The organism is Pelomonas caseinilytica, from assembly GCF_021353235.1.
Lineage (GTDB): Bacteria > Pseudomonadota > Gammaproteobacteria > Burkholderiales > Burkholderiaceae_C > Pelomonas > Pelomonas caseinilytica.
In genome coordinates this window covers 78355-101686 of record NZ_JAJTWT010000015.1, presented here as the reverse complement: position 1 = coordinate 101686, position 23332 = coordinate 78355, and the positions used below count along the sequence as shown (strand labels likewise).

The following is a 23332-nucleotide window of genomic DNA, read 5'->3' as shown; positions in this document are numbered from 1 at the left end:
GCCCTCCAGAACTCCCAGAAATCAATTGCCATTGAATTTGATTCTGGGAGTTCTGACCATCGGCATTCACCCCGCATCACCAGTGTTCATGCGGGTTGCGGGCGTTTTGCAGGGCCGACTACGTCGGCGACGTGATCTCGGATTCCAAGGGGTCGTCCAGGACCGGCGTGACGTTGACGGTCAAGCGCATCGGCAAGAACCTGGTGCGAGTCACGTCCGACTACCCGCGGCTGCCGGTCGTGGAGGTGCCGCTGACGCAGGCCATGGGCAAGATCCTGCAGTCGCGCGGCGACTGCGTCTTCCTGCTCGACCGAGGGCCATCGCCCGCGCGGCTGGACGTGAGCTTCCTCAACGAGGTGAGCTGGTCGGGCCAGCAGCGCTGAAGCCCCGCTCGGCCGCCCGTGTTCCGGCCGGCTCAGGCTGCGACGCCGAAGAGCGCCCCGACGCCCGCCGTGATCGCCATGGCCAGGGCGCCCCAGAAGGTCACACGCACGGCAGACACCCCCAACGGAGCCCCGCCCGCGCGCGCGGCGACCAGGCCGAGGGCGGCCAGGAAGAACAGCGAATTGCCCGCCACGCCCCACATCAAGGCGGCACCGGGCAGCAACAGCACCACCAGCAGCGGCAGCGCGGCCCCCGCGGCGAAGCTCGCCGCCGAGGCGAGGGCGGCCTGCACCGGCCGGGCGGCCAGGGTGTCGGAGATGCCGAGTTCGTCGCGCGCATGGGCGCCCAGGGCGTCGTGGGCCATCAACTGCGTGGCCACCTCCGACGCCAGGCTCTCGCCCAGGCCGCGCTTCACGTAGATGGCGGTCAGCTCGGCATGCTCCTGCCGGGGGTTCTCGGCCAGTTCGGTCTTTTCCCGGGCGAGGTCGGCGTTCTCGGTGTCGGCCTGCGAGCTGACCGACACGTACTCGCCCGCCGCCATGGACATGGCCCCGGCGACGAGGCTGGCGACGCCGGCGACGAGGGTGGCCTGGGCGCCAGCTCCCGTGGCGGCCACGCCGAGCACGAGGCTGGCCGTGGAGACGATGCCGTCGTTGGCGCCGAGCACGGCGGCCCGAAGCCAGCCGGTGCGGTGGGTCCTGTGTCTTTCGTCGTGTCTCATCGGCTCGGCGGAGGTGGGGCGTCGGCGGCGAGTATGGCGCGGCCACAAAAAGACAAACGGCCCCTCGCGGGGCCGTTCAAGGCGGGGGGCCGGTTCGGCGGCTCAGCGGCCGATGTTCAGCGGGGCCATGGTCATGTAGGCGCGCGACTGGACGGCGATGCGGCGCTCCAGGTCGGCGTGGTCGATGGCGTCGGAGAGGAAGCGCTCGTCGGCGTCGTTCTGGGTCTCGACGGCGAGCACGGCGCGGATGGACTGCAGGAGGTTGTGGATGAAGCTCATGATGGTTGCGGGCTCGTGGCCCTGATGTCGCACTAGGGTAAACCCGATTTTAGGGTTAACCCTCACATCCTGCAACCGCTTTCGAGCGGATTTCAAACGTTTTCCAGCGCCAGGCCCGCCTGGGTCCAGGCGTCGATGCCGCCCTTGAGCACCCGTGCCGGGCGGCCCTGCCCTCGCAGCCACTGCGCGGCGCGCACGGCGGAGGCGTCGTTGGGGCAGGCGCAGTAGGTGATGAAGTGGCCGGCCGGCGGCCAGCCCTCCAGCGAGGATGTGCCCAGGGCGCCCAGGTCGAGGTGACGAGCGCCGGGGATGCGGCTCGCCAGCGGCAGCCCGGGCGACGTCGCCCGCACGTCGACGAGGACGACGTCCTGCGGGCTGCTGGCCAGCAGGGCCATCACCTCCGCCGGGGCCAGGCGCTCGAAGCGGTCCAGCTCGCGCCTCACCCGCAGGCGGCGCCACAGCCGCCAGCCGATGTACAGCGCCAGTGCGGCCAGCGCCAGGGCGAGGGCGACGCCGCCAAGCTGGCCGAGGGCGCGCAGCAGGGTGTCGATCTGGCCGTGGAAGGCCCGTCCCACGCCGATGGCCACGCCGGCCCACAGTGCCGAGCCCAGCAGGTTCCAGAGCGCGAAGCGCGACCACCGCATGCCCAGGGCCCCGGCCAGCGGCGGCGCCAGGATGGACAGGCCGGGCACGAACTTGGCGATGACCAGGGTGAGCACGCCGCGGCGGGCGAAGCTGGCCTCGTTCTGCCTCACGCAGCTGTCCGGCGAGATGGAGATGCGGCAGAGCGTGTCCAGCACGCGCCGGCCCAGCCGCCGGCCGGCCCAGAACCACAGCAGGTTGGCCGCCATGGCCGCCAGCGCAGCCGCGGCGAAGGACCGCAGCGCGAAGCCCTCGCGCGCCGCCGACTCGACACCCGCCAGCAGCAGCACCGGCGTGGACGGCAGCGGAGCGCCCAGCTGCTCCAGCAGCACGGCCAAGGCCACGGCGAGGAGGCCGTGGCGGGCGAAGAGCGGGGTCAGCAGGTCCATGGCGCTGGGCGGGCAGCATAGCGTCGGCAGCCCGGCCCTGCGGTCATCCGGGCCATCGCGATGTAGTTGATTACATTACGCCAATGACGACCCCGCTCTGGACGCAGTTCGACGCCGCGCCGCTGATGCTGACGCTGCGGGTGGCCGGCCTCGCCACCCTGGTCGCGCTGGCGCTGGGCACGGCGCTGGGCTGGGTCTTCTCCCGCACGCGGCTGCCGGGCCGCGGCCTGCTGGAGGCCGTCTGCATGCTGCCGCTGGTGCTGCCGCCCACCGTGCTGGGCTACGGCATCCTGGTGCTGATGGGGCGGCGCAGCCTCCTCGGCGGCTGGCTGCGCGAGCATTTCGACTACTCCATCGTCTTCAGCTGGCACGGCGCCGTCGTCGCCTCGGCCCTGGTGGCCCTGCCCCTCGTGCTCAAGGGCGCCAGCAGCGCCTTCGCCCAGGTGGACCGCCAGCTCGAAGCCGCGGCGCGCACGCTGGGCCAGTCGCCGTGGAGCAGCTTCCTGCGCGTGACCCTGCCGCTGGCCTGGCCCGGCATCCTCTCCGGGACGCTGCTGGCCTTCGCCCGTGCGATGGGGGAGTTCGGCGCCTCGCTGATGGTGGCCGGCTCCATCCCCGGGCAGACCCAGACCGCCTCCATGGCCATCTACGACGCGGTCCAGGCGGGCCGTGACGACGTGGCCCTGGCCCTCGCCCTCGTCGTGTCCGCCGTCTCGGTGGCCATCCTCATGCTGTCCAACCGCTACCTGCAACGGCCCATGCCATGAAACGCCTGCTGCTCACCCTCTCCCTCGCGGCCCTGCCGCTGCTGGCGCCGGCCCAGACGCTGACCGTCTCGGCCGCCGCCAGCCTGACCGATGCCTTCAAGGAGATCGGCGCGCGCTTCGAGGCCGCCCGGCCGGGCATTCAGCTGCGCTTCAACTTCGCCGCCTCGGGCCTGCTGCTGCAGCAGATCGTCCAGGGCGCGCCGGTGGACGTCTTCGCCAGCGCCGACCCCGAGACCCTGAACCGCGGCGTCGAGCAGAAGCTGCTGGTGGCGGACACGCGGCGCGACTTCGCCAGCAACTCGCTCGTCCTCGTCACCCCCGCCCAGGGCGCGCCGGCAATCGCCGCCCTCGCCGACCTGGCGCGGCCCGAGGTCAGGCGCATCGCCGTCGGCAAGGTCGCCTCGGTGCCCGCAGGCCGCTACGCCTGGCAGGCGCTCGAAGGCGCCCAGCTCTGGGCAGGCCTGCAGCCCAAGCTCGTGTTCGCCGACAACGTGCGCCAGGTGCTGGACTACGTCTCCCGCGGCGAGGCCGAGGCCGGCCTCGTCTACCGCACCGATGCCACCCTCGCCAAGGACAAGGTGCGCATCGTCCTGACGGTGGGCGGCCATGCGCCGGTGACCTACCCGGCCGCCGTCGTGGCGGACAGCCGGCAACCCGCCGCGGCGCGCGACTTCGTCGCCTTCCTGGCCAGCGGCGAAGCCCAGGGCATCCTCGCCCGCTACGGCTTCGGCAAGCCTTGATCGACGTCAGCCTTCAACTCGCCGTCAGCGACGCGCGCCGCCGCTTCGACCTCGACCTCGCCTTCGCCACCGACGCGCCCTTCATCGCCCTCTACGGCCCCTCGGGCGCCGGCAAGTCGCTGACGCTGCAGGCCATGGCCGGGCTGCTGCCCGTGCACGCGGGTCATGTGAAGCTGGACGGCCGCACGCTGCTGGACACCGCCACGGGCGTCTGCCTGCCGCCCGAATCGCGCGGCGTGGGCTACCTCTTCCAGCAGTACGCCCTCTTTCCCCACCTCAGCGTGCGCGACAACATCGCCTTCGGCCTGACGAGCTGGCGCCGCCGCCTCCAGCCGGCGGATGCCGCGCGGGTGGACGAGCTGATCGACGCCTTCGGCCTCGCGGCCATGGCGCGCAGCCGGCCCGCATCGCTGTCCGGCGGCCAGCAGCAGCGCGTGGCCCTCGCGCGCGCCCTGGCCCGTCGCCCGAGCCTGCTGCTGCTGGACGAACCGTTCGCGGCCCTGCACACCAGCCTGCGGCGCGAGCTGCGCGACGACCTGCGCGAGCTGCGCCGGCGGCTGGGCATCCCGGCCGTCATCGTCAGCCACGACCCCGACGACGTCATGGCCCTGGCCGACGAAGTCTTCCTGCTCGAGGGCGGCCAGTTGAGGCAGCGCCTGCGAGCCGATGACCCCGGCCTGCGCGCCGCACTCGAAGGCCGGCCGTGAAGCCGCACGACCAGCCCCTGCTCCAGGGTGAACTGCGCCTGGCCGGCCGCCTCGACGGCCGCTTCTTCGACCTGCTCGCGGCCCTGGCCCTGACCGGCTCGCTGCAGAAGGCCGCCCGCGCCGCCGGCTACAGCTACAAGGGCGCCTGGCTGGTGCTGGACGCCGCTGGCGCCCTCACCCATGCCCCCCTCGTCGAGACGACCACGGGCGGCACGGGCGGGGGCGGCACGCGGCTGACGGCCGAGGGCCAGGCGCTGTTGCAGGCCTGGCGCGAATTGCAGGCCCGCCATGCCGGATTCCTGCGCGAACAGGAGGCCTGGCTCGCCGGCCAGCCTGCACTGCAACAACTGCTGAAGAGGATGTCCATGAAGACCACCGCCCGCAACCAGTTCTCCGGCCGCGTGCTCGACGTGCAGGCCGGCCCCGTCACCACCAGCGTGCGCATCGGCATGGACGACGGCACTCACATCACCGCCTCCATGACCAGCCTGGCCGCCGAGGAACTCGGTGTCGATCTCGGCCAGGACGCCCTGGCCCTGGTCAAGGCCAGCGAGGTGGTGCTGGTGACCGACTTCGGCGGCTACCGCCTCTCGGCCCGCAACCAGCTCGCGGGCACGGTGTCGCGGGTGCAGCGGGGCGCCGTGTCCTCCCTCGTCGTACTGACCCTGCCGGGCGGCTCCACCGTCACCGCCAGCGTCACCAACGACGCCGTCGAGGCCCTGGGCCTGGCCGTCGGCCAGCCCGCGACGGCCGTGTTCAAGGCCTATGCCGTCATGCTGGCGGTGCGCGGCTAGGGCCTGCCCTAAAGGCCCAGCTCGCCGAGGCCCGGATGGTCGTCCGGCCGGCGGCCCAGCGGCCAGAAGAAGAGTCGCGCCGACGCGGCGATGGGCAGGTCGTTGATGCTGGCGAAGCGCCGCCGCATCAGGCCCTCGTCGGTGAACTCCCAGTTCTCGTTGCCGTAGCTGCGGTACCAGTGGCCCGAATCGTCACGCCACTCGTAGGCGAAGCGCACCGCGATGCGATGGCCTGCGCAGGCCCACAGCTCCTTGATGAGCCGGTAGTCCAGCTCCCTCGCCCATTTGCGCACGAGGAAGCCGTGCACCTGCTCGCGGCCGACCGGGAACTCCGCACGGTTGCGCCAGACCGTGTCGTCCGTGTAGACGCCGACGACCCGGTCGGGGTCGCGGCTGTTCCAGGCGTCTTCGGCGAGGCGCACCTTCAGCGCCGCCGTCTCGGGCGTGAACGGCGGCAGCGGCGGTTTGGTCGCCATCAGTAGGTCTTGTAGGGGAGGAACTTGCCGCTCATGACGATGCTCACGCGGTCGCCGGCCGCGTGGGGCTCGCGCTGCAGGTCCATCTTGAAGTCGATGGCGCTCATGATGCCGTCGCCGAACTCCTCGTGGATCAGCTCCTTGAAGGTGGTGCCGTAGACGCTGATCAGCTCGTAGAAGCGGTAGATCAGCGGGTCGGTCGGCACGGAGGTCGGCAGGCTGCCCTTGTAGGGCACGACCTTGAGCCATTGCGTCTCGGCCTCGGTCAGGTCGAAGAGCCTGGCCAGCTTGCCGGCCTGCTCGTCGTTGAAGGTCATCTGGCCCAGGCAGCCGGCGGTGACCCATTCCTTGCTGAGGCCGATCTCGCGGGCCACGTCGGCCCATTTGATGCCTTTGGCCACCTTGGTGGCGATGATCTTTTCGGTGACTTCGAGGCGGCTCATGCTTGGCTCCTGAGTGGGGCGGGAAGGGATTCGAGAGGGATGACTTCGGCGCTCGGCGCGAGGCCGGGCCTCACCTCCGGCGGGTGCTGGGGCGCACGGCCGTGGGACAGCGCGGCACTGCGCTCGACGAGGAAGTCGACGAGGTGGTTGCGGATGCGGTAGTACTGGGGGTCGTGGTGCAGCGAAGCGCGCTGGCGGTCCCGTGGCATGGTGTTGACGACGATCTCCGCCACGCGCGCCTGCGGGCCGTTGGCCATCAGCAGGATGCGGTCGGCCAGCAGGATGGCCTCGTCCACGTCGTGCGTGATCATGAAGACGGTCTGGCGCGTGGCGGCGCAGATCTTCAGCAGCTCGTCCTGGATGGTGCCGCGCGTCAACGCATCCAGCGCGCCGAAAGGCTCGTCCAGCAGCAGCATGCGCGGCTCGATGGCGAAGGCGCGCGCGATGCCGACGCGCTGCTTCATGCCGCCCGAGAGCTGGGCGGGCTGCTTGTCGAGCGCCGGCGTCAGGCCGACAAGGGCGACGTATTTCTCCACCTGGGCGTCCACCTCGGCACGCTTCCAGTCCGGCCATTTGCTCCTCACTGCGAACGCGATGTTCTGGCGCACGGTCAGCCACGGCATCAGCGCATGGCCCTGGAACACGACACCACGCTCCAGCCCCGGCCCGACCACCTCGCGGCCGGCCATGAAGACGTGGCCGTCGCTCGCCTGCTCCAGGCCGGCCAGCACGTTGAGGATGGTCGTCTTGCCGCAGCCGCTGTGGCCGATGATGCAGACGAACTCGCCTTCGGTCAGCGTGAAGTTGACGCCGTCGAAGACGGTCGCATCGCCGTAGCGCTTGGCCAGCGCTTCAACGGTCACCAATGCTGGCTTGCTCATGTTGCAGTCCCGGTGTTCACCGGCTCGCCAACGGTGGCCGGACATCCAGCGGCAGCCGCGGAACCGGCTTTGCCGGGCCGCTGGCTGCGCCCCCTTGAGGGGGAGCGCCGCAGGCGCTTCGGGGGTGGGACATCAGTCGGCATAGGTCACCGCTTTTTGTGCGCGGGCAAAGAGGAGGTCCAGCGCCATGCCCACGAGGCCGATGACGAGGATGGCGAAGATGACGTTGGGCAGGCTGAGGTTGTTCCACTCGTTCCAGACGAAGTAGCCGATGCCCGTGCCGCCCACCAGCATCTCGGCGGCCACGATGACCAGCCAGGCGATGCCCATGCTGATGCGCATGCCCGTCAGGATGGTGGGCGCCGCGGCCGGCAGGATGACCTCGAAGGCGCGGCGCAGCGGCGTCACCTCCAGCGTGCGCGCCACGTTCAGCCACTCGCGCCGCACGCCGGCCACGCCGAAGGCCGTGTTGATCAGCATGGGCCACAGGCTGCAGATGAAGATGACGAAGATGCCGCTCGCGGCCGAGTCCTTGATCGTGTAGAGGGCCAGCGGCATCCAGGCCAGCGGGGAGATGGGCTTCAGGACCTGGATGAAGGGGTCCAGCGCGCGGGAGGCCAGCGGGCTCATGCCGATGACGAAGCCCAGCGGAATCGCGACCAGCGCGGCCAGCACATAGCCCAGGCCCACGCGACCCAGCGAGTAGGCGAGCTGCAGGCCGATACCCTTGTCGTTGGGCCCCGCGTCGTGGAAGGGATGAGAGAGGTGGCGCACGACGACGCTTCCCATCTGCGCCAGCGTCGGAAAACCGCTCTTGGCGGGCGCCGCCGCAGGCGCGTCGACGGGCTTGCCCATCAGCCTGGCGTACTCGATCTGCTCGGGCGTCATCGCCACCGCCGACTGGGGCGCGGGCGCGCTACCGAGCGTGGCGAGATGCCACACGCCAAGCAGGCAGCCGAGCAGCAGCAGCGACAGCAGGCCGGCGCGGAAGTTGAGTGATTTCTGCATATCAGTGGCCTCTGCCCGAATGGCCGGAAACACAGCCACAGAGACACAGAGACACAGAGAGACCGGGCTGTGCGGGCGCGATCTCGACGCCTCTGTGCCTCCGTGTCTCTGTGGCTTTGTTCATGGGCGGTAGCGGCAAGCAAATGCTCATGTCACGTCCGTTTGATGGCGAAGCTCGACACATAGGCATCGGCCTTGGCCGGATCGAACTCCTTGCCCATCACCTTGAACTTCGGATAGCCGCCAGCCTTGTCGTCCGGCACCGCAAGGTCCAGCGCCTTCATCTGCTTCCTGGCGTCCGTCAGCAGGAAGACCTTCTCGGCGATCTGCCTGTAGTTCACGTCGCCCTTCACATAGCCCCAGCGCTTCATCTGGCTCAGCATCCAGACGGCCATGCTCTGCCAGGGAATGGGATTGAAGTCGGCGCGGTCGGGCACGACCTTCACATTGCCGAGGCCATCGGCGAACTTGCCGGTCAGCACCTGGGCGACGACGGTCTCCGGCTGGTTCAGGTAGGCCTGCGGCGCGATGACCTTGGCGATCAGCTCACGGTTCCTGGCCTCGCGCGCCATGGCGGCGGCGGTCAGCACGGCGCGGTACAGGGCGATGAAGGTGTTGGGATGCTTCTGGATGAACTCGGTGCTGGTGCCGAAGGCACAGCAGGGGTGGCCGTCCCACAGCTCCTTGGTCAGCAGGTGGATGAAGCCCACCTCCTCGAACACCGCACGCTGGTTGAAGGGGTCGGGGCCGAGGAAGCCGTCGATGTTGCCGGCGCGCAGGTTGGCCACCATCTCCGGCGGCGGCACGACGCGGATCTGGATGTCGCGGTCCGGGTCCAGCCCCGCTTCCGCCACGTAGTAGCGCAGCAGGAAGTTGTGCATCGAGTACTCGAAGGGCACGGCGAACTTGAAGCCCTTCCAGTCCTTGGGATCGCGCTTGTCCTTGTGCTTGACGGCCAGCGTGATCGCCTGGCCGTTGGTGTTCTGGATGGTCGCGACGTTCATCGGCGTGGCCACCGAGCCCAGGCCCAGGCTGATGGCCAGCGGCATCGGCGACAGGAAGTGCGTCGCGTCGTACTCCTTGTTGATCATCTTGTCGCGGATCAGGGCCCAGCCCGCCGTCTTCACGACCTCCACGTTCAGCCCCTGCTTGGCGTAGAAGCCCAGCGGGTGGGCCATGATCAGCGGCGTGGCGCAGGTGATGGGGATGAAGCCGATCCTGAGGTCCTTCTTCTCCAACCCTCCCTTGTCCTGGGCCATGGCCTGCAGCGCGGCGACCGGCAGCAGGCTGGAGATGGCGGCCATCGCCGTGCGGCGGCCCACGGCCTTCAGGAAGCGGCGGCGCAAGGCGTCCTCGGGAAACAGCGCCTTCACGAGGGCCGCCTCGACGAAGCGGGCCGACTCGGCCTCGAAGTCCGCCGTCTCGCTGCGGGCGCGCAGCTCGGCGGCGGCGTGGTCGGCGGGGCTGTCATGCCGGCCGCAGGCGCAGCGCATCAGCAAGGGCCGGTCGGCGTCGTAGGGATCGGGGGTCATCGAGTGCTCCATCACGGGATGGGAGCGACTCTAGGAACCGGCGGGCCGTCGCGGAATCGTGGGGAGCGGCGAGTTTTTGTAGGGCTGGCCCTACGAGGAAAAGTCCGGCGGCGCCTCTCCTGCCCGGAGCGAGGCGGTGGCCATGCGGCGCTCGCGCGACAGTGCCCCCCAAGCAGGGGGTCTCGCAGGGGCGCCAGCCGCGCCAGTACCGGCAACTTGGGCACTAGCATCCGCGCTTCCATTTTTTCGACAGAGAAGTTCCATGGTCAGCTCTGCAATCAAATCCATCCTCCTCGGGTCGGCCGCGGCAGTCTCCCTGGCTGCCCCCGTCAGTGCAGCCACCATCCTGCTGCACGACATTGGCGGCGCCGCTCAGGTGACCGGTACGCAGGCCGAGTTGGGCTTCAAGATCGCCGCGAAATATTGGGAATCGGTGCTTACCAACAACGCCACGATCGAGCTGAAGGTGGGCTACGGCGGGCTGCCGACCGGCGTGCTTGGCTCGACGGGCTCCAGCCTGGCCCAGTTCGTGCCGATCTCTGCCTACTACGACGCACTGAACGCCACCAAGACCAGCGCGCTGGACAGCCTGGCCGTGGCCAACCTGTCGCCGCTGAATGGCAATGGTGGCGTGTCCGCCCTGGTGCCGTCCTATCTCTCGCCAGCGACGAGCACCGGCATCGACGTCGCCGGTGGCACGCGGCTGGCGCCCGACAACGCCATCAACAGCACCCTGGCCCTGACCACGGCCAACGCCAAGGCCCTGGGCGCCAACTTCGGCCCCAGCTTCATCGACGGCACCATCCAGTTTTCCAACCAGTTCGCCTTCGACTTCAACCCGACGGATGGCATCCAGGCGGGCAGCTACGACTTCATCGGCGTGGCCATCCACGAGATCGGGCATGCGCTGGGCTTCGTCAGCGGCGCAGACGACTTCGACTACGCCAATGGCTACGCCGGTCCGGTCGATGACGCCTGGTGGGCCTACGGCCTGGACATGTTCCGCTACAGCGGCGCGGGCCAGTTGAACTGGGCACCGAACCAGCCGTCCTACTTCTCGGTGGACGGCGGCGCCACGTCCCTGTGGAACGGCTATTTCTCGACGGGCGAGACCACCGGCGACGGCAACCAGGCCTCGCACTGGAAGGAGCCCAACCAGGCGACGCCCTGCGACGACTTCCTCGGCGTCATGAACCCCTACATCTGCGGCGGCAAGATGGACTCGGTCACCGCGCTGGACCTGGCTGCCTTCGATGCCATCGGCTGGAACGTGAACTTCGACGTGCTGGCCAACCCCCGCTACGAGCTGACCACGGCGCAGATCTACGAGCAGTTCGCCACCCCCGAGCCGGCGAGCTGGTCGATGGCCGCGGTGGCCTTGTTCGCTGCCGGGCTGGTCACGCGCCGTCGCAAGCAGCAAGCCTGAGCTTCGGCCACCGCCTCGGCGGCTCGCCCCGGTTGCAGGCCTGCACCGGGGCGTTTTTCACTGGACCGCAGCGCCGATGGCCGCTGACGGCCTGTCAACCGGCACCCGCCGACTGCTCCATGCGCACGGCGAACAGCGCCAGCTCCACGTCGTTGCGCACGCCGATCTTCTCCAACACCCGGGCGCGGTAGGTGGAGACCGTGTTGGGCGACAGCACCAGCTGCTCGGCGATCTCGCCGACGCTACGGCCGGCGGCCAGCAGCTGGAAGACCTGATATTCACGGTGCGACAGCTTCTCGTGCAGGGGCTGCTCGTCCTGCGCCGGCCGGCCGCCCGCGCCGATGGCGCCGGCGAGCTGCTCGGCGACGTTGGGCGTGATGAAGAGCCTGCCGCGGGCGACGCTGCGCACGGCGTCGATCATCTGCTCGCTGTCCGCACTCTTGTTCAGGTAGCCGGCCGCGCCGAGCTTGAGGCTGCGCACGGCGTACTGACGGTCCGGGTAGGTGGACAGCATCAGCACCGGCAGGCGCGGGAATTCGGACTTCAGCGCCTTCAGGATGTCCAGCCCGTCGCGCTGGGGCATGGCGATGTCCAGCAGCACCACGTCGACCTGGCCCGCCCTCACCTGCTGGATGGCATCCGGCCCGTTGGCCGCCTCGCCGACGACGCACAGGTCCTCGGCCTCGGCCAGCACCTGCTTGATGCCCTGGCGGACGATGAGGTGGTCGTCGCAGATGAGTACGCGGATCATGCGGATTCCAGCGGCATGGCGAGCCGGACCGTCGTGCCCCGCCCCGGCGCGCTGTCGATGCCGATGCGCCCGCCGAAATGCGCCGCGCGCTCGCGCATGCCCAGCACGCCGTAGCTGCGCGCGTCGTTCAGCGCCTCGGGCGCGGCACCCACGCCGTCGTCGCGCACCTGCAGATACAGCACCGGCGCGGGCGGCGCGTCCACGTCGATGCGGATGGCCACATGGCCGGCCCGTGCATGCCGGGCGATGTTGGACAGCACCTCCTGGAAAATGCGGAACACCGCGATGGCCTGGCCGCCCGACGGCGGCGCCACGTCGGCGGCGACATGCATCTTGAAGTCCACCTGGCGCTCGTCGCTGCCGGCCATCCGGAACTCCTGGGCCTGCCACTCCAGCGCCGCCCACAGGCCCTGGTGGTCGAGGATGCTGGGGCGCAGGTCCGTGATGATGCGGCCGACGGAATCCACCGCCGTGTCCACCAGGCCGCCCATGCGCTGGCATTTGTCCAGCATGGGCTCGCGCAGGGCGGGGTCGCCCACGCGGCGCGCCAGCCAGTCGAGGTCCATCTTCAGCGCCACCAGCAGCGAACCGAGCTCGTCGTGGATCTCGCGGGCAATGCGCTTGCGCTCGGTCTCGCGCATGGCCTCCAGGTGGTGGGCCAGCTCGCGCAACTCGGCCGTGCGCTCGGCGACGCGCTGCTCGAGCTGGTCATGGCTGGCACGCAGCAGCGCCTCGGCGCGGCGGCGGGCGGAGATGTCGACGAAGGTGACGACGGCCCCCTGCACCGCCCCGCCCTCGATGACGGGGTAGCTGGAATACTCGGCCGGGAAGGGGCTGCCGTCGGCCCGCCACAGCACCTCGTCGTCGATGCGGCAGGGCTCGCCGCGGCGGAAGGCGTTGAAGATGGGACAGTCGCATTCCGGGTAATGGGCGCCGGTTTCGCGCGAGTGGTGGATCAACTCGTGCATGTTCCGGCCCAGCACGTCTTCGGTGCGCCACCCCAGGGTCTCGCAGGCGGCGCGGTTCACGAAGGTGCAGCGGCCGTCCATATCGATGCCGAAAATGCCCTCGCCGGTGCTTTCCAGCAGCAGCGCCAGGCGGCGCGTGGCGGCTTCCGAGGCGGCCGGCGGGCTGGCGAGCGTGTCCTGGGCAAACGGCATGTTCATGAGGAGAGCAAGGCCCATGCCACGCTTTGGTGCATGTCGAATAAGGAAATAAGCAAACAGTCGTTTGGCGAATAAGCGAGTTCGGGCACCCTCTCGGCTTTCGTTCATTCGACGGCCCCGCCATGCCCTCTTTTCTGCCCACCCGCCGCGCCCTGCTGGCGCTGATCGCCTCCTCCGCCTCCCTGCCCGCCCTGGCGGCCGATCCGGCCCTGCTCAACGTCTCCTACGACGTGGCCCGCGAGCTCTACAAGCAGATCAACCCGGCCTTCGTCGCCGCGCAGAAAGCCAAGGGCCAGGCCGTCACGGTCAACCAGAGCCATGGTGGCTCCAGCAAGCAGATCGGCGCCGTCATCGGCGGCCTGGAGGCCGACGTCGTCACGATGAACCAGGCCACCGACGTGGACCAGCTCGCCAGCAGCGGCCTCACGCCCGCCGACTGGCGCAGCCGCTTCCCGAACAACGCGGCGCCCTATTCGTCGACCATGACCTTCCTGGTCCGCAAGGGCAACCCCAAGGGCATCAAGGACTGGAGCGACCTGGCCCGACCCGGCGTGCAGGTCATCATCCCCAACCCCAAGGTCACGGGCAACGGGCGCTACGGCTACCTGGCCGCCTGGGGCAGCGTCATCGCCGCCGGCGGCAGCGAGGCGCAGGCCAGGGAACTCGTCACCAAGATCTTCACCAACGTGCCGGTGCTGGACGGCGGGGGCCGTGGCGCCACCACCACCTTCACCCAGCGCGGCATCGGCGACGTGCTCGTGACCTTCGAGGCCGAGGTCGAGCTCATCGAGAACGAGTTCGGCAAGGGCCAGTTCGAGCAGGTCAATCCCCATCTGTCCATCGAGACCGAAGCGCCCGTGGCCCTGGTCGACAAGGTCGCGGCCAAGCACGGCACCACCGCCCTGGCCAAGGCCTACCTCGACTTCCACTGGACCCCCGAGGCCCAGGAGATCATCGCCAGGAACAACTTCCGCCCGCGCGATGCGGCCGTGTTCAAGAAGCACGCCCAGCGCTTCGCCAACATCAAGCTCTTCACCGTCGACCAGACCTTCGGCGGCTGGGCCAAGGTCAGCAAGATCCACTTCGCCGACGGCGGCACCTTCGACCAGGTCATGGCCGGCATCAAGCGCTGAAAGAGTGCCCTTCGCCCAGTCGCGCCTCGCTGAACGCGGGCGCGCCTGGTCGGTCCCCCGAGGGGACGGCGATGCTTGCGGCATCGAGCCGCAAGCACATCGCCAACGCGGGCCGGCTTGGGAGCGGCCCGGCGCTCAGCCCGCAAAACATGAACAAAACTGACATGGTTCTGCTCTCAATGGCACGCCGCCGCGTGCTGCCCGGCTTTGCGCCGACGCTGGGCTTCACGCTCTTCTATCTGTCGCTGATCGTCCTGGTGCCGCTGGCCGCGGTCTTCCTGAAGTCCTCGGGCCATGGCTTCGACGCCTTCTGGACTGCCGCCACATCGCCGCGCGTGATGGCCTCCTACCGCTTGAGCTTCGGCGCCTCGCTGATCGCGGCCTTCATCAACCTCTTCTTCGGCCTGATCCTCGCCTGGTGCCTGGTGCGCTACGACTTCCCCGGCCGCAAGCTCGTCGACGCCCTCATCGACCTGCCCTTCGCCCTGCCCACGGCCGTCGCCGGCATCGCGCTGACAGCGCTCTACGCGCCCAACGGCTGGGTGGGCTCACTGTTCGCGCCGGGCGGCGCGCTGGCACCTCTGTTCGGCGAGGGCGGCGCCAAGATCGCCTTCACGCCGCTGGGCGTGCTGCTCGCGCTGATCTTCATCGGCCTGCCCTTCATCGTGCGCACCGTGCAGCCGGTGCTGGAGGACATGGAGACCGAACTCGAAGAAGCCGCGGCCTCCCTGGGCGCCCAACGCTGGCAGACCTTCCGCCTCGTCGTGCTGCCCACGCTGCTGCCCGCCCTGCTGACCGGCTTCGCCCTCGCCTTCGCCCGTGCGGTGGGCGAGTACGGTTCGGTCATCTTCATCGCCGGCAACATTCCGCTGGTCAGCGAGATCACGCCGCTGATGATCATCTCCAAGCTGGAGCAGTACGACTACGTCGGCGCCACGGCCATCGCGGCCGTCATGCTGGTGGTCAGCTTTGTGCTGCTGCTGGCCATCAACGGGCTGCAGGCCTGGAGCAGCCGCAGGGGCGCGCGATGAGCACGGCCCTTTCCGTCTCGCGCAGCCGGCCCGATTACCAGGCCAACCCCGCCACCCGTGAGTCGCGCGCCGTGCGCTGGCTACTGCTGGCCCTGGGGCTGACATTCTTCGGCCTCTTCCTGCTGCTGCCGCTCGTGGCCGTGTTCACCGAAGCGCTGCGCAAGGGCTGGGACCTGTACTTCGCCTCCCTGGCCGACCCCGAGACCGTCTCGGCCATCAAGCTCACGCTGCTGGCGGCGGCCATCGCCGTGCCCCTGAACCTCGTGTTCGGCGTCAGCGCCGCCTGGGCCATCGCCAAGCACGACTTCCGCGGCAAACAGATCCTCATCACCTTCATCGATCTGCCGTTCTCGGTGTCCCCCGTCGTCGCCGGCCTGATGTACGTGCTGCTCTTCGGCGCCCAGGGCTGGCTGGGTCCCTGGCTGCAGGAGCACGACGTCAGGATCGTCTTCGCCGTGCCCGGCATCGTGCTGGCGACCGTGTTCGTGACCTTCCCCTTCGTCGCGCGGGAGCTCATCCCGCTGATGCAGGCCCAGGGCCGCGACGAGGAGGAGGCCGCCACCGTGCTGGGCGCCGGTGGCTGGCAGACCTTCCGCCGCGTGACCCTGCCCAACATCAAGTGGGGCCTGCTCTACGGCGTCATCCTCTGCAACGCCCGCGCCATGGGCGAGTTCGGCGCGGTGTCGGTCGTCTCCGGCCATGTGCGCGGGCTGACCAACACGCTGCCGCTGCAGGTCGAGATCCTCTACAACGAGTACCAGTTCGCCGCGGCCTTCGCGGTGGCCTCGGTGCTGGCCCTGCTGGCGCTGGTGACCCTGGTGCTCAAGCAAATCGTCGAGTGGCGTGCCGGCCAGTCGAGCAAGGACAAATGATGGGCATCAAGGTCGAGAACATCCACAAGAGCTTCGGCGGCTTCACGGCGCTGGGCGACGTGTCGCTGGGCTTCCCGCGCGGCGAGCTGGTCGCGCTGCTGGGCCCCTCGGGCTGCGGCAAGACGACGCTGCTGCGCATCATCGCGGGCCTGGAGCAGGCCGACCGTGGCCGCGTGCTGCTCGACGGCCAGGACGCCTCCAGCACCCACGTGCGCGAGCGCCAGGTGGGCTTCGTCTTCCAGCACTACGCCCTCTTCCGCCACATGACGGTGTTCGACAACGTCGCCTTCGGCCTGCGCGTGAAGCCCCGCAAGCAGCGCCCGAACGAGGCCGACATCCGCAAGCGCGTCATGGAGCTGCTCCAGCTCGTGCAGCTGGACTGGCTGGCCGACCGCTACCCGCCGCAGCTCTCCGGCGGCCAGCGCCAGCGCATCGCCCTGGCCCGGGCGCTCGCCGTCGAGCCGCGCGTGCTGCTGCTGGACGAACCCTTCGGTGCGCTGGACGCCAAGGTCCGCAAGGAGCTGCGCCGCTGGCTGCGCCGGCTGCACGACGAGCTGCACATCACCAGCATCTTCGTCACGCACGACCAGGACGAGGCCCTCGAAGTCGCCGACCGCATCGTGCTGATGGACCATGGCCGCGTCGAGCAGGTCGGCACGCCGCAGGAGGTCTACGAGCGCCCCGCCACACCCTTCGTCTACGGCTTCCTCGGTGCGGCCAACCGCTTCGTCGGCCGCGCGCACGGGGGTGTGCTGCACATGGGCGAGCACCAGCTGCCCGGCGCCGAGGGCAGCGGCGAGGTGCTGGCCTACGCCCGGCCGCACGAGCTACAGATCACGACCGACGAATCGGCACCGGGCCTGGCGGCCACGGTGGAGCGCGTGCTGGCTTTCGGTGCGAGCGCGCGGGTCGAGCTGATCGGGCCGGACGGGGAGCCGCTGGAGGCCGAACTGACCCGCGACCAGGCCGAGGCCCTGCGCCTGCAGGGCGGCCAGCGGGTCAGGCTGAGCGCCCAGCGGCTGAGCCTGTTCGAGGCGGGGGCGGGGATTTGAGAGGCCTCTCGCTTGGTTGGTAGCTCTTGCCTGGGATCTTTCGACTCGGTGCGTTTGTTGGGTCGGGTCGGGTGGCTTTTGCATCGAGCCTTTGCCACTCTCTGCACCGCCGCGGGAATCCGCCCCGCGAGGGCGGGTAACTTTCTTCTGTCAGCGCCAGAAGAAAGTCACCAAAGAAGAGGCGCTCTAAATCCAGCGCCCTGATGCGTTGAACGCCAAGAAGCGCCGAGAGGCGACCCGCTGCGCTCTCGCCGCTGTCCCTATGCCGAGCACCACACATCGGGACCTTCACGCCGCCTAACGCCGGCTGCACGCCGGGCTCACCAATGAACGCACCACATGCGCCGACGCGCCGCCCGAGCGGCGCTTGCATTCAACTCGTGAGTTCGGCGTGCAGCCGACGTTAGGCGCACGGACGGTGGAGGCATCGGGCTCGTCACAAGGACAGCGGCGAGAGCGCAGCGGGTCGCCTGTTGCCCGGGCTGAGCCTCAAGCGCGCTGGGATGCTCGCTTTAAGGCGCCTCTTCTTTGGTGACTTTCTTCTGGCGCCGACAGAAGAAAGTTACCCGCCCTCGCGGGGCTGAGCCCGGACACAAGGCAGCCCACTGCGGGCTGCCTTGTGCCTGGCGAAGGACTTGCCGCTTGCAAGCGGCAAGGCAGGATTCCCGCGGCGGTGCACCGAGTCGAAAGGCTCCAAGCAAGAGCCACCCGCCCAAACGTTCAAACGGCGGAACGCGCATGCCCTCCCTCACTTTCCTTCCTTCCCCACCCCGCCCTTCCCACCCACACTGGGCGCTCAGCCACCAGGAGCGCTCCATGACCATCACCGCCATCAACGTCCGCAACCAGTTCCGCGGCACCATCAAGGAGATCATCGAAGGCCCCGTCGTCTCCGAAGTCGACGTCGTGACCCGCAGCGGCGACATCGTCACCTCCGTCATCACGACCCGATCGGTCAAGGACCTCGGCCTGGAGGTCGGCCGCGAGGTGGTGGCCCTCGTCAAGTCCACCGAAGTCTCGCTCGCCACGCTGTGACGCAGGCCAGGCCATGACCTACCGAGCCCCGCGCCTCCTCATCATCCCCGGCCTGAACGACAGCGGCCCGGCGCATTGGCAGACCTGGCTGCAGGCCCAGTACCGGGACGCCCGCCGCGTCACGCAGCGCGACCCCAGCCGCCCCGAACTGGAGCGCTGGGCCGAGCGCATCCAGCGCACGCTGGAGGTCGCGGGCGACGGCGAGTGGCTGGCCGTCGCCCACAGCTTCGGCTGCCTGGCCCTGGCCCGCCACCTCGCCGACCAGCCCGGCTCGCCCATCCGCGAGGCCCTCTTCGTTGCGCCCGCCGAGCCCGACAAGTTCGGCCTCGCCGAGTCCCTGCCCCACCACCGCCTGCCGCGTCGCAGCCGCCTCGTCGCCAGCAGCACCGACCCGTGGATGAGCGCCGCCAGCGCGGCGCGTTGGGCGCATCGTTGGGGCGCCAGCTACAGCAACCTCGGCCCGGTCGGCCACATCAACGCCGAGGCCGGCTTCGGCCCCTTCCCCCTGGCCAAGAGCTGGGTCGACGCCGCACGCGCCCGCGCCGCTGCCGAACAGCGACCGCGCCACGCGGAGTTCCGCGAATGGGCCTTCGCCGTCTGAGGCGAGGCTCCAGCGCGGACCGCATAACGATATGGCGAATCGTTCGACGACAGCCATCCCCACGCTCCGCACAATCGGCCGCCTCTGTCGTACAGGCTGCGCATGAACTTCCAGCAACTCCGCTCCGTCCGCGAGGCCCAGCGCCGCGGCTTCAACCTGACCGAGGTCGCCCAGGCCCTGCACACCTCGCAGCCCGGCGTCAGCCGCCAGATCCGCGAACTGGAGGAGGAACTGGGCATCGAGCTCTTCGTGCGCGTCGGCAAGCGCCTCACGGGCCTGACCGAGCCCGGCGAGCAGGTGCTGCCGGTCATCGAGCGCTTGCTGCTGGAGGCCGAGAACCTCAAGCGCGCAGCCGACGACTTCGCCAGCGCCGGCAGCGGCCGGCTGCGCATCGCCGCCACCCACAGCCAGGCGCGTTATGCCCTGCCGCCGGCTGTGCGCGACTTCCGCGCCCACCACCCCGACGTGAGCCTGCACCTGCAGCAAGGTTCGCCCCGCCAGATCGCCAGGCTGCTGATCGAGGGCGAGGCCGACGTGGGCATTGCCACCGAGGCGCTGGCGCAGTACCCGGAGCTGGTCGCCCTGCCCTGCTACCGCTGGACGCATGCCGTCGTCGTGCCGCCCGAGCACCCGCTGCTGGACGGCCCGCTGACCCTGGCGCGGCTGGCGCGGTTCCCCATCGTCACCTACGAGCCCGGCTACACCGGACGTTCCCACATCGACGAGGCCTTCACCGCCGCGCAGCTCACGCCCCACATCGTGCTCAGCGCCATGGACGCCGACGTCATCAAGACCTATGTCGAGCTGGGCCTCGGCGTGGGCATCGTCGCGGCCATCGCCTTCGACGAGGAGCGCGACCGCCACCTGCGCGCCATCGACGCCCGCCACCTGTTCGCCGACAACATGACCCGCCTGGCCGTGCGGCGCAGCGCCTTCCTGCGCGACTACGTCTACGAGTTCATCCAGACCTTCGCCTCGCCGCTGCGCCGCGAGGTGGTCGACGCGGCTCGCCACCAGGCGCCCGAGGGCGAGGCGGCGGGCTCGCCGGTGCTGGCCTGGTCGCAGGCGGCCTGACGCCGCGACCGAGCGCACAAGATGTGAAGTCTTGTTGCCGCGGTCAACGCGGCCTCGACAGCCCGCGTTGGGCGGCCTCATGATGAGGCCGCCATGAGAATCCTCGCGCTGAGCACCGCCTTCGTCCTCGCCCTCGCCGGCTGCGCCACCGTCCCGGGCCCCGGCCCGTCCACGCACGGCGCCGCGCAGGACGCCCTCTGGCTGGACCGCCTGACCTGGGGCGCCGGCAGCGCCGACCTCGCCGCGGTGCGAGCCCAGGGCCGCGTCGCCTGGCTGGACGCGCAGTTGCGGCCGGGCGCTGCGGCGCCCCTGCCCGATGCCGCCCAGTCGCAGATCCAGGCCCTCGCCATCAGCCAGCAGCCGCTGCCGGCCCTCGTGCAACGCATGGAAGCCCAGCGCAAGGCCGCCGACGCCCTCACCGACGACGCCGCCAAGGCCGCCGCGCAAAAGGAATACCAGCAGGCCATGACCCAGCTGGCCCGCGAGGCCTCGGCCCGCGCCCTGCTCGACGCTCTCTATTCCCCCCGCCAGGTGCAGGAGCAGCTGACCTGGTTCTGGTTCAACCACTTCAACGTCCACCAGTACAAGAGCAACCTGCGCGCGATGGTGGGGGACTACGAGCAGGGCCTGCGCGAGCGCTCGCTCGGCCGCTTCCGCGACCTGCTGGGCTACACCGCCCACCACCCGGCCATGCTGCGCTACCTCGACAACGAGCAGAACGCCGCCCACCGCATCAACGAGAACTACGCCCGCGAGCTGCTGGAACTGCACACGCTGGGCATCGGGGGCGGCTACAGCCAGCGCGACGTCCAGGAACTGGCCCGCGTTCTGACCGGCCTGGGCGTGAACCTGGGCGACAACCGGCCCAAGCTCAAGCCGCAGCAGGAAGCCCTCTACCGCCGCGACGGGCTGACGGAGTTCAACCCGGCCCGCCACGACTTCGGCGACAAGACGCTGCTCGGCACCACCATCCACGGCCGCGGCTTCGCCGAGATCGACGAGGTGCTGGACCTGCTGGCCCGCCATCCCAGCACGGCGCGCTTCGTGTCGCGCAAGCTGGCCCAGTACTTCGTGGCCGACGAGCCGCCGCCGACCCTGGTCGAGCGCATGGCGCAGCGATGGCGCGAGACCGACGGCCGCATCGCCGAGGTGATGCGCGCGATGGTGGCCTCGCCGGAATTCGAGGCCTCGCTCGGCCGCAAGTTCAAGGACCCGATGCACTACGTCGTCTCGGCCGTGCGCCTGGCCTATGCCGACCGCGTGGTGCTCAACACCGCGCCCATGACCGGCTGGCTCTACCGCCTGGGCCAGGCCCCGTACAACCGCCAGACGCCCGACGGCTATCCGCTCGACGAAAGCGCCTGGGCGGGCCCGGGCCAGATGACCACGCGCTTCGAGATCGCCCGCGCCATCGGCAGCGGCAGTGCCGGTCTTTTCAAGGTGGAAGGCGAGCCGAAGGACCGGCCGGCCTTCCCGCAGTTGGCCAACCCGCTCTATTACGAAGGCATGGCGCCTCGGCTGGCCGAGGCCACGCGCCAGGCGCTGGCCCAGGCCGCCTCGCCGCAGGAGTGGAACACCTACCTGCTCGCCTCCCCGGAATTCATGCACAGGTGACCCGATGAAACGCCGACACCTCCTCGAACTGGGCCTGGGCGCCGCCACCCTGCCGGCGCGGCTGTGGGCCGCCTCGCCGGACGCGCCGCGCCTGCTGGTCGTCTTCCTGCGTGGGGCCTACGACGCGGCCAATTTCCTCGTGCCCGTGTCCTCGTCCTTCTACTACGAGGCCCGCCCCAACATCGCCGTCGCCCGCACGGCCGCCCTGCCCCTGGACGCCGACTGGGGACTGGCCCCGGCGGTGGCCGACAGCCTCCAGCCGCTGTGGCTCAAGGGCCAGGCGGCCTTCGTGCCCTTCGCCGGCACGCACGACACGACCCGCAGCCACTTCGAGACCCAGGACCACATCGAACTCGGCCTCGCCGAGGACGGCGCGCGGGACTTCCGCAGCGGCTTCATGAACCGCCTGGCCGGCGTGCTGGGCGCGGGCTCACGGCTGGAGGCCATGGCCTTCACCGACCAGGTGCCCCTCATCCTGCGCGGCAACCTGCCCGTGGCCAACCAGGCCCTGCGCGACCTCGGCAAGCCGGCCCTGAGCGCGAGCCAGGCCCAGGCCATCGCCGGCATGTACGCCGGCACCCGGCTGGCCGGCACGGTCAGCGGCGGCTTCGAGGTGAGGGACGAGATCTCGCGCGAGATGGCCGGGGAGATGGAGGCGGCCAGCCGCAACGCCATCGCGGCCAAGGGCTTCGCGCTGGAGGCGCGGCGCGTGGCGCGGCTGATGCGCGAGCGGGTCACGCTGGGCTTCATCGACGTGGGCGGGTGGGACACCCACGTGGGCGAAGGCGGTGCCGCAGGCCAGCTCGCCACCAAGCTCGGCGAGCTGGGGCGCGGCCTGGCGCTGTTCGCCGACGAGATGGGGCCGCAGTGGAGCAACACCGTCGTCGTCGTGGTCAGCGAGTTCGGCCGCACCTTCCGCGAGAACGGCAACCGCGGCACCGACCATGGCCACGGCAGCGCCTACTGGGTGCTGGGCGGCGGCGTGAAGGGCGGGCGCATCGCCGGCGAGCAGGTGGAGGTCAAGGCCGCCACCCTCTTCCAGAACCGCGACTACCCGGTGCTCAACGAGTACCGGGCCGTGTTCGCCGGCCTGTTCCGGCGCATGTACGGCCTGAACGACGCGCAACTGGCCACCGTCTTCCCCGGAGCCAGCGCGCGCGACCTGGGGCTGGTTTAAGCCGCCTTGACCCAGCGGTCGACGACTGCCTTGACGCGCTCGCCGAAATGCTTGGCCGTGGCGAGGTCGCCCGGCACCATCTCCTCGGCCGAGGCATCGCTCGGGGTCTGGGTGATGAGGCCGGCATAACCGCCGAGGTTGTTGACATCGTCCCGCGTGGCGGCCTTGTGGTTGGGCGCCTTCAGGCCCATGCCGACCCAGATCATGCCGTGCTGCTGGCTGAGGGTGTGCAGGTACTGCAGGGTGCCCTGCTTGTCGCCGTTGAGGGTGGCGGAGTTGGTGAAGCCGGCGGCGATCTTGTCCTTCCAGACCTGGGCGTACCAGGGCTTGCTGCTGGCGTCGGCCACCTTCTTGAACTGCCAGCTCGGGCCGCCCATGTAGGTGGGCGTGCCGAAGACGATGCCGTCGGCCGCGGCCAGCGCGGCCCAGTCAGCCTCGGAGATGTTGCCCTCGGCGTCGATGGGCATCAGCTGGGCTCCCGCGGCCGCCGCGACGGCCTCGGCGACCTTCTTCGTGTGGCCGTAGCCGGAGTGGTAGAGAACGACGATCTTGCTCATGGGTTTCCTTTCGGAGTGGGGTTGCTCTGTAGTTTCGGGCCTAGCGACGGGCCGCTCCCGAGCAGGCCCGCGCTGGCGAT

26 protein-coding genes are annotated in these 23332 nt (G+C 69.9%); 15 read left to right on the top strand and 11 right to left on the bottom strand.

Going from position 1 to position 23332, the window contains the following annotated elements; all coding sequences use genetic code 11:
- The first annotated feature begins 131 nt into the window (after window positions 1–131).
- Entirely contained in the window at window positions 132–383 is a 252-nt protein-coding gene (locus LXT12_RS24150) for a hypothetical protein (protein WP_233394859.1), read from the top strand.
- Between the two features lie 32 nt (window positions 384–415).
- Here the strand turns inward: LXT12_RS24150 and LXT12_RS24145 are convergent, their stop codons facing one another.
- The 3 genes from LXT12_RS24145 to LXT12_RS24135 all read right to left on the bottom strand — a co-directional run bounded on the left by LXT12_RS24145 (window position 416) and on the right by LXT12_RS24135 (window position 2415).
- Window positions 416–1105: a VIT1/CCC1 transporter family protein gene (locus tag LXT12_RS24145; protein WP_233394858.1), complete on the bottom strand. Its 690-nt coding sequence runs from the start codon at window positions 1103–1105 to the stop codon at window positions 416–418.
- A 102-nt stretch (window positions 1106–1207) separates the two neighbouring features.
- On the bottom strand, window positions 1208–1384 hold the full coding sequence (locus tag LXT12_RS24140) for a hypothetical protein (RefSeq protein WP_233394857.1): 177 nt from the start codon (window positions 1382–1384) through the stop codon (window positions 1208–1210).
- A 92-nt stretch (window positions 1385–1476) separates the two neighbouring features.
- On the bottom strand, window positions 1477–2415 hold the full coding sequence (locus LXT12_RS24135) for a VTT domain-containing protein (RefSeq protein WP_233394856.1): 939 nt from the start codon (window positions 2413–2415) through the stop codon (window positions 1477–1479).
- 83 nt (window positions 2416–2498) lie between these two features.
- Between LXT12_RS24135 and modB the strand changes: the two genes are divergently transcribed.
- From modB to LXT12_RS24115, 4 genes are read left to right on the top strand one after another with little or no spacing between them, the layout of a single operon-like run.
- Window positions 2499–3182 (top strand): molybdate ABC transporter permease subunit, encoded by a 684-nt coding sequence (modB, locus tag LXT12_RS24130; protein ID WP_233394855.1) that lies wholly within the window; start codon window positions 2499–2501, stop codon window positions 3180–3182.
- Window positions 3179–3922 carry a molybdate ABC transporter substrate-binding protein gene (modA, locus tag LXT12_RS24125; RefSeq protein WP_233394854.1) on the top strand — a complete coding sequence of 248 codons (744 nt, stop codon included), beginning with the start codon at window positions 3179–3181 and terminating at the stop codon, window positions 3920–3922. The genes modB and modA overlap by 4 nt, the downstream gene beginning before the upstream one ends.
- Complete coding sequence (locus tag LXT12_RS24120; RefSeq protein WP_233394853.1) at window positions 3919–4629, top strand: ATP-binding cassette domain-containing protein; 711 nt, start codon at window positions 3919–3921, stop codon at window positions 4627–4629. Before modA ends, LXT12_RS24120 begins: the two co-directional genes overlap by 4 nt.
- Entirely contained in the window at window positions 4626–5423 is a 798-nt protein-coding gene (locus tag LXT12_RS24115) for a TOBE domain-containing protein (RefSeq protein WP_233394852.1), read from the top strand. The genes LXT12_RS24120 and LXT12_RS24115 overlap by 4 nt, the downstream gene beginning before the upstream one ends.
- A gap of 8 nt (window positions 5424–5431) precedes the next feature.
- Here the strand turns inward: LXT12_RS24115 and LXT12_RS24110 are convergent, their stop codons facing one another.
- The 5 genes from LXT12_RS24110 to LXT12_RS24090 all read right to left on the bottom strand — a co-directional run bounded on the left by LXT12_RS24110 (window position 5432) and on the right by LXT12_RS24090 (window position 9763).
- Window positions 5432–5899: a nuclear transport factor 2 family protein gene (locus tag LXT12_RS24110; RefSeq protein WP_233394851.1), complete on the bottom strand. Its 468-nt coding sequence runs from the start codon at window positions 5897–5899 to the stop codon at window positions 5432–5434.
- On the bottom strand, window positions 5899–6342 hold the full coding sequence (gene cynS, locus LXT12_RS24105; protein ID WP_233394850.1) for a cyanase: 444 nt from the start codon (window positions 6340–6342) through the stop codon (window positions 5899–5901). The genes LXT12_RS24110 and cynS overlap by 1 nt, the downstream gene beginning before the upstream one ends.
- Window positions 6339–7223 (bottom strand): ABC transporter ATP-binding protein, encoded by an 885-nt coding sequence (locus LXT12_RS24100; RefSeq protein ID WP_233394849.1) that lies wholly within the window; start codon window positions 7221–7223, stop codon window positions 6339–6341. The genes cynS and LXT12_RS24100 overlap by 4 nt, the downstream gene beginning before the upstream one ends.
- Window positions 7224–7355: 132 nt before the next feature.
- The gene (gene ntrB, locus LXT12_RS24095) at window positions 7356–8231 is read right to left on the bottom strand and encodes a nitrate ABC transporter permease (protein ID WP_233394848.1); all 876 of its coding nucleotides are present in this window, start codon (window positions 8229–8231) and stop codon (window positions 7356–7358) included.
- Window positions 8232–8383: 152 nt separating this feature from the next.
- Window positions 8384–9763, bottom strand: coding sequence for a CmpA/NrtA family ABC transporter substrate-binding protein (locus tag LXT12_RS24090; protein ID WP_233394847.1), 1380 nt, complete (start codon window positions 9761–9763; stop codon window positions 8384–8386).
- A gap of 262 nt (window positions 9764–10025) precedes the next feature.
- Here LXT12_RS24090 and LXT12_RS24085 point away from each other — a divergent pair, with 262 nt between their 5' ends.
- Window positions 10026–11189, top strand: a complete 1164-nt coding sequence (locus LXT12_RS24085) for an NF038122 family metalloprotease (protein WP_233394846.1) — start codon at window positions 10026–10028, stop codon at window positions 11187–11189.
- 94 nt (window positions 11190–11283) lie between these two features.
- On the opposite strand, the gene LXT12_RS24080 is transcribed toward LXT12_RS24085, so the two are convergent.
- Both LXT12_RS24080 and LXT12_RS24075 read right to left on the bottom strand, forming a co-directional pair.
- On the bottom strand, window positions 11284–11940 hold the full coding sequence (locus tag LXT12_RS24080) for a response regulator (RefSeq protein ID WP_233394845.1): 657 nt from the start codon (window positions 11938–11940) through the stop codon (window positions 11284–11286).
- On the bottom strand, window positions 11937–13100 hold the full coding sequence (locus tag LXT12_RS24075; RefSeq protein ID WP_233394864.1) for a sensor histidine kinase: 1164 nt from the start codon (window positions 13098–13100) through the stop codon (window positions 11937–11939). Before LXT12_RS24075 ends, LXT12_RS24080 begins: the two co-directional genes overlap by 4 nt.
- A gap of 128 nt (window positions 13101–13228) precedes the next feature.
- Between LXT12_RS24075 and LXT12_RS24070 the strand changes: the two genes are divergently transcribed.
- The 9 genes from LXT12_RS24070 to LXT12_RS24030 all read left to right on the top strand — a co-directional run bounded on the left by LXT12_RS24070 (window position 13229) and on the right by LXT12_RS24030 (window position 22695).
- Entirely contained in the window at window positions 13229–14239 is a 1011-nt protein-coding gene (locus LXT12_RS24070; protein ID WP_233394844.1) for a sulfate ABC transporter substrate-binding protein, read from the top strand.
- A gap of 164 nt (window positions 14240–14403) precedes the next feature.
- On the top strand, window positions 14404–15270 hold the full coding sequence (gene cysT, locus LXT12_RS24065; protein WP_233394843.1) for a sulfate ABC transporter permease subunit CysT: 867 nt from the start codon (window positions 14404–14406) through the stop codon (window positions 15268–15270).
- Window positions 15267–16142: a sulfate ABC transporter permease subunit CysW gene (cysW, locus tag LXT12_RS24060; protein WP_233394842.1), complete on the top strand. Its 876-nt coding sequence runs from the start codon at window positions 15267–15269 to the stop codon at window positions 16140–16142. The genes cysT and cysW overlap by 4 nt, the downstream gene beginning before the upstream one ends.
- The gene (locus LXT12_RS24055; RefSeq protein ID WP_233394863.1) at window positions 16142–17194 is read left to right on the top strand and encodes a sulfate/molybdate ABC transporter ATP-binding protein; all 1053 of its coding nucleotides are present in this window, start codon (window positions 16142–16144) and stop codon (window positions 17192–17194) included. The genes cysW and LXT12_RS24055 overlap by 1 nt, the downstream gene beginning before the upstream one ends.
- A gap of 816 nt (window positions 17195–18010) precedes the next feature.
- Window positions 18011–18229 carry a TOBE domain-containing protein gene (locus LXT12_RS24050; protein ID WP_233394841.1) on the top strand — a complete coding sequence of 73 codons (219 nt, stop codon included), beginning with the start codon at window positions 18011–18013 and terminating at the stop codon, window positions 18227–18229.
- Between the two features lie 13 nt (window positions 18230–18242).
- The gene (locus LXT12_RS24045; RefSeq protein WP_233394840.1) at window positions 18243–18830 is read left to right on the top strand and encodes an RBBP9/YdeN family alpha/beta hydrolase; all 588 of its coding nucleotides are present in this window, start codon (window positions 18243–18245) and stop codon (window positions 18828–18830) included.
- A gap of 102 nt (window positions 18831–18932) precedes the next feature.
- Complete coding sequence (locus tag LXT12_RS24040; protein WP_233394839.1) at window positions 18933–19904, top strand: CysB family HTH-type transcriptional regulator; 972 nt, start codon at window positions 18933–18935, stop codon at window positions 19902–19904.
- 93 nt (window positions 19905–19997) lie between these two features.
- Complete coding sequence (locus LXT12_RS24035) at window positions 19998–21518, top strand: DUF1800 domain-containing protein (protein WP_233394838.1); 1521 nt, start codon at window positions 19998–20000, stop codon at window positions 21516–21518.
- A gap of 4 nt (window positions 21519–21522) precedes the next feature.
- Entirely contained in the window at window positions 21523–22695 is a 1173-nt protein-coding gene (locus LXT12_RS24030) for a DUF1501 domain-containing protein (RefSeq protein WP_233394837.1), read from the top strand.
- Here the strand turns inward: LXT12_RS24030 and LXT12_RS24025 are convergent.
- Window positions 22692–23252 carry a flavodoxin family protein gene (locus LXT12_RS24025; RefSeq protein WP_233394836.1) on the bottom strand — a complete coding sequence of 187 codons (561 nt, stop codon included), beginning with the start codon at window positions 23250–23252 and terminating at the stop codon, window positions 22692–22694. The genes LXT12_RS24030 and LXT12_RS24025 overlap by 4 nt on opposite strands.
- Window positions 23253–23332 lie beyond the last annotated feature (80 nt).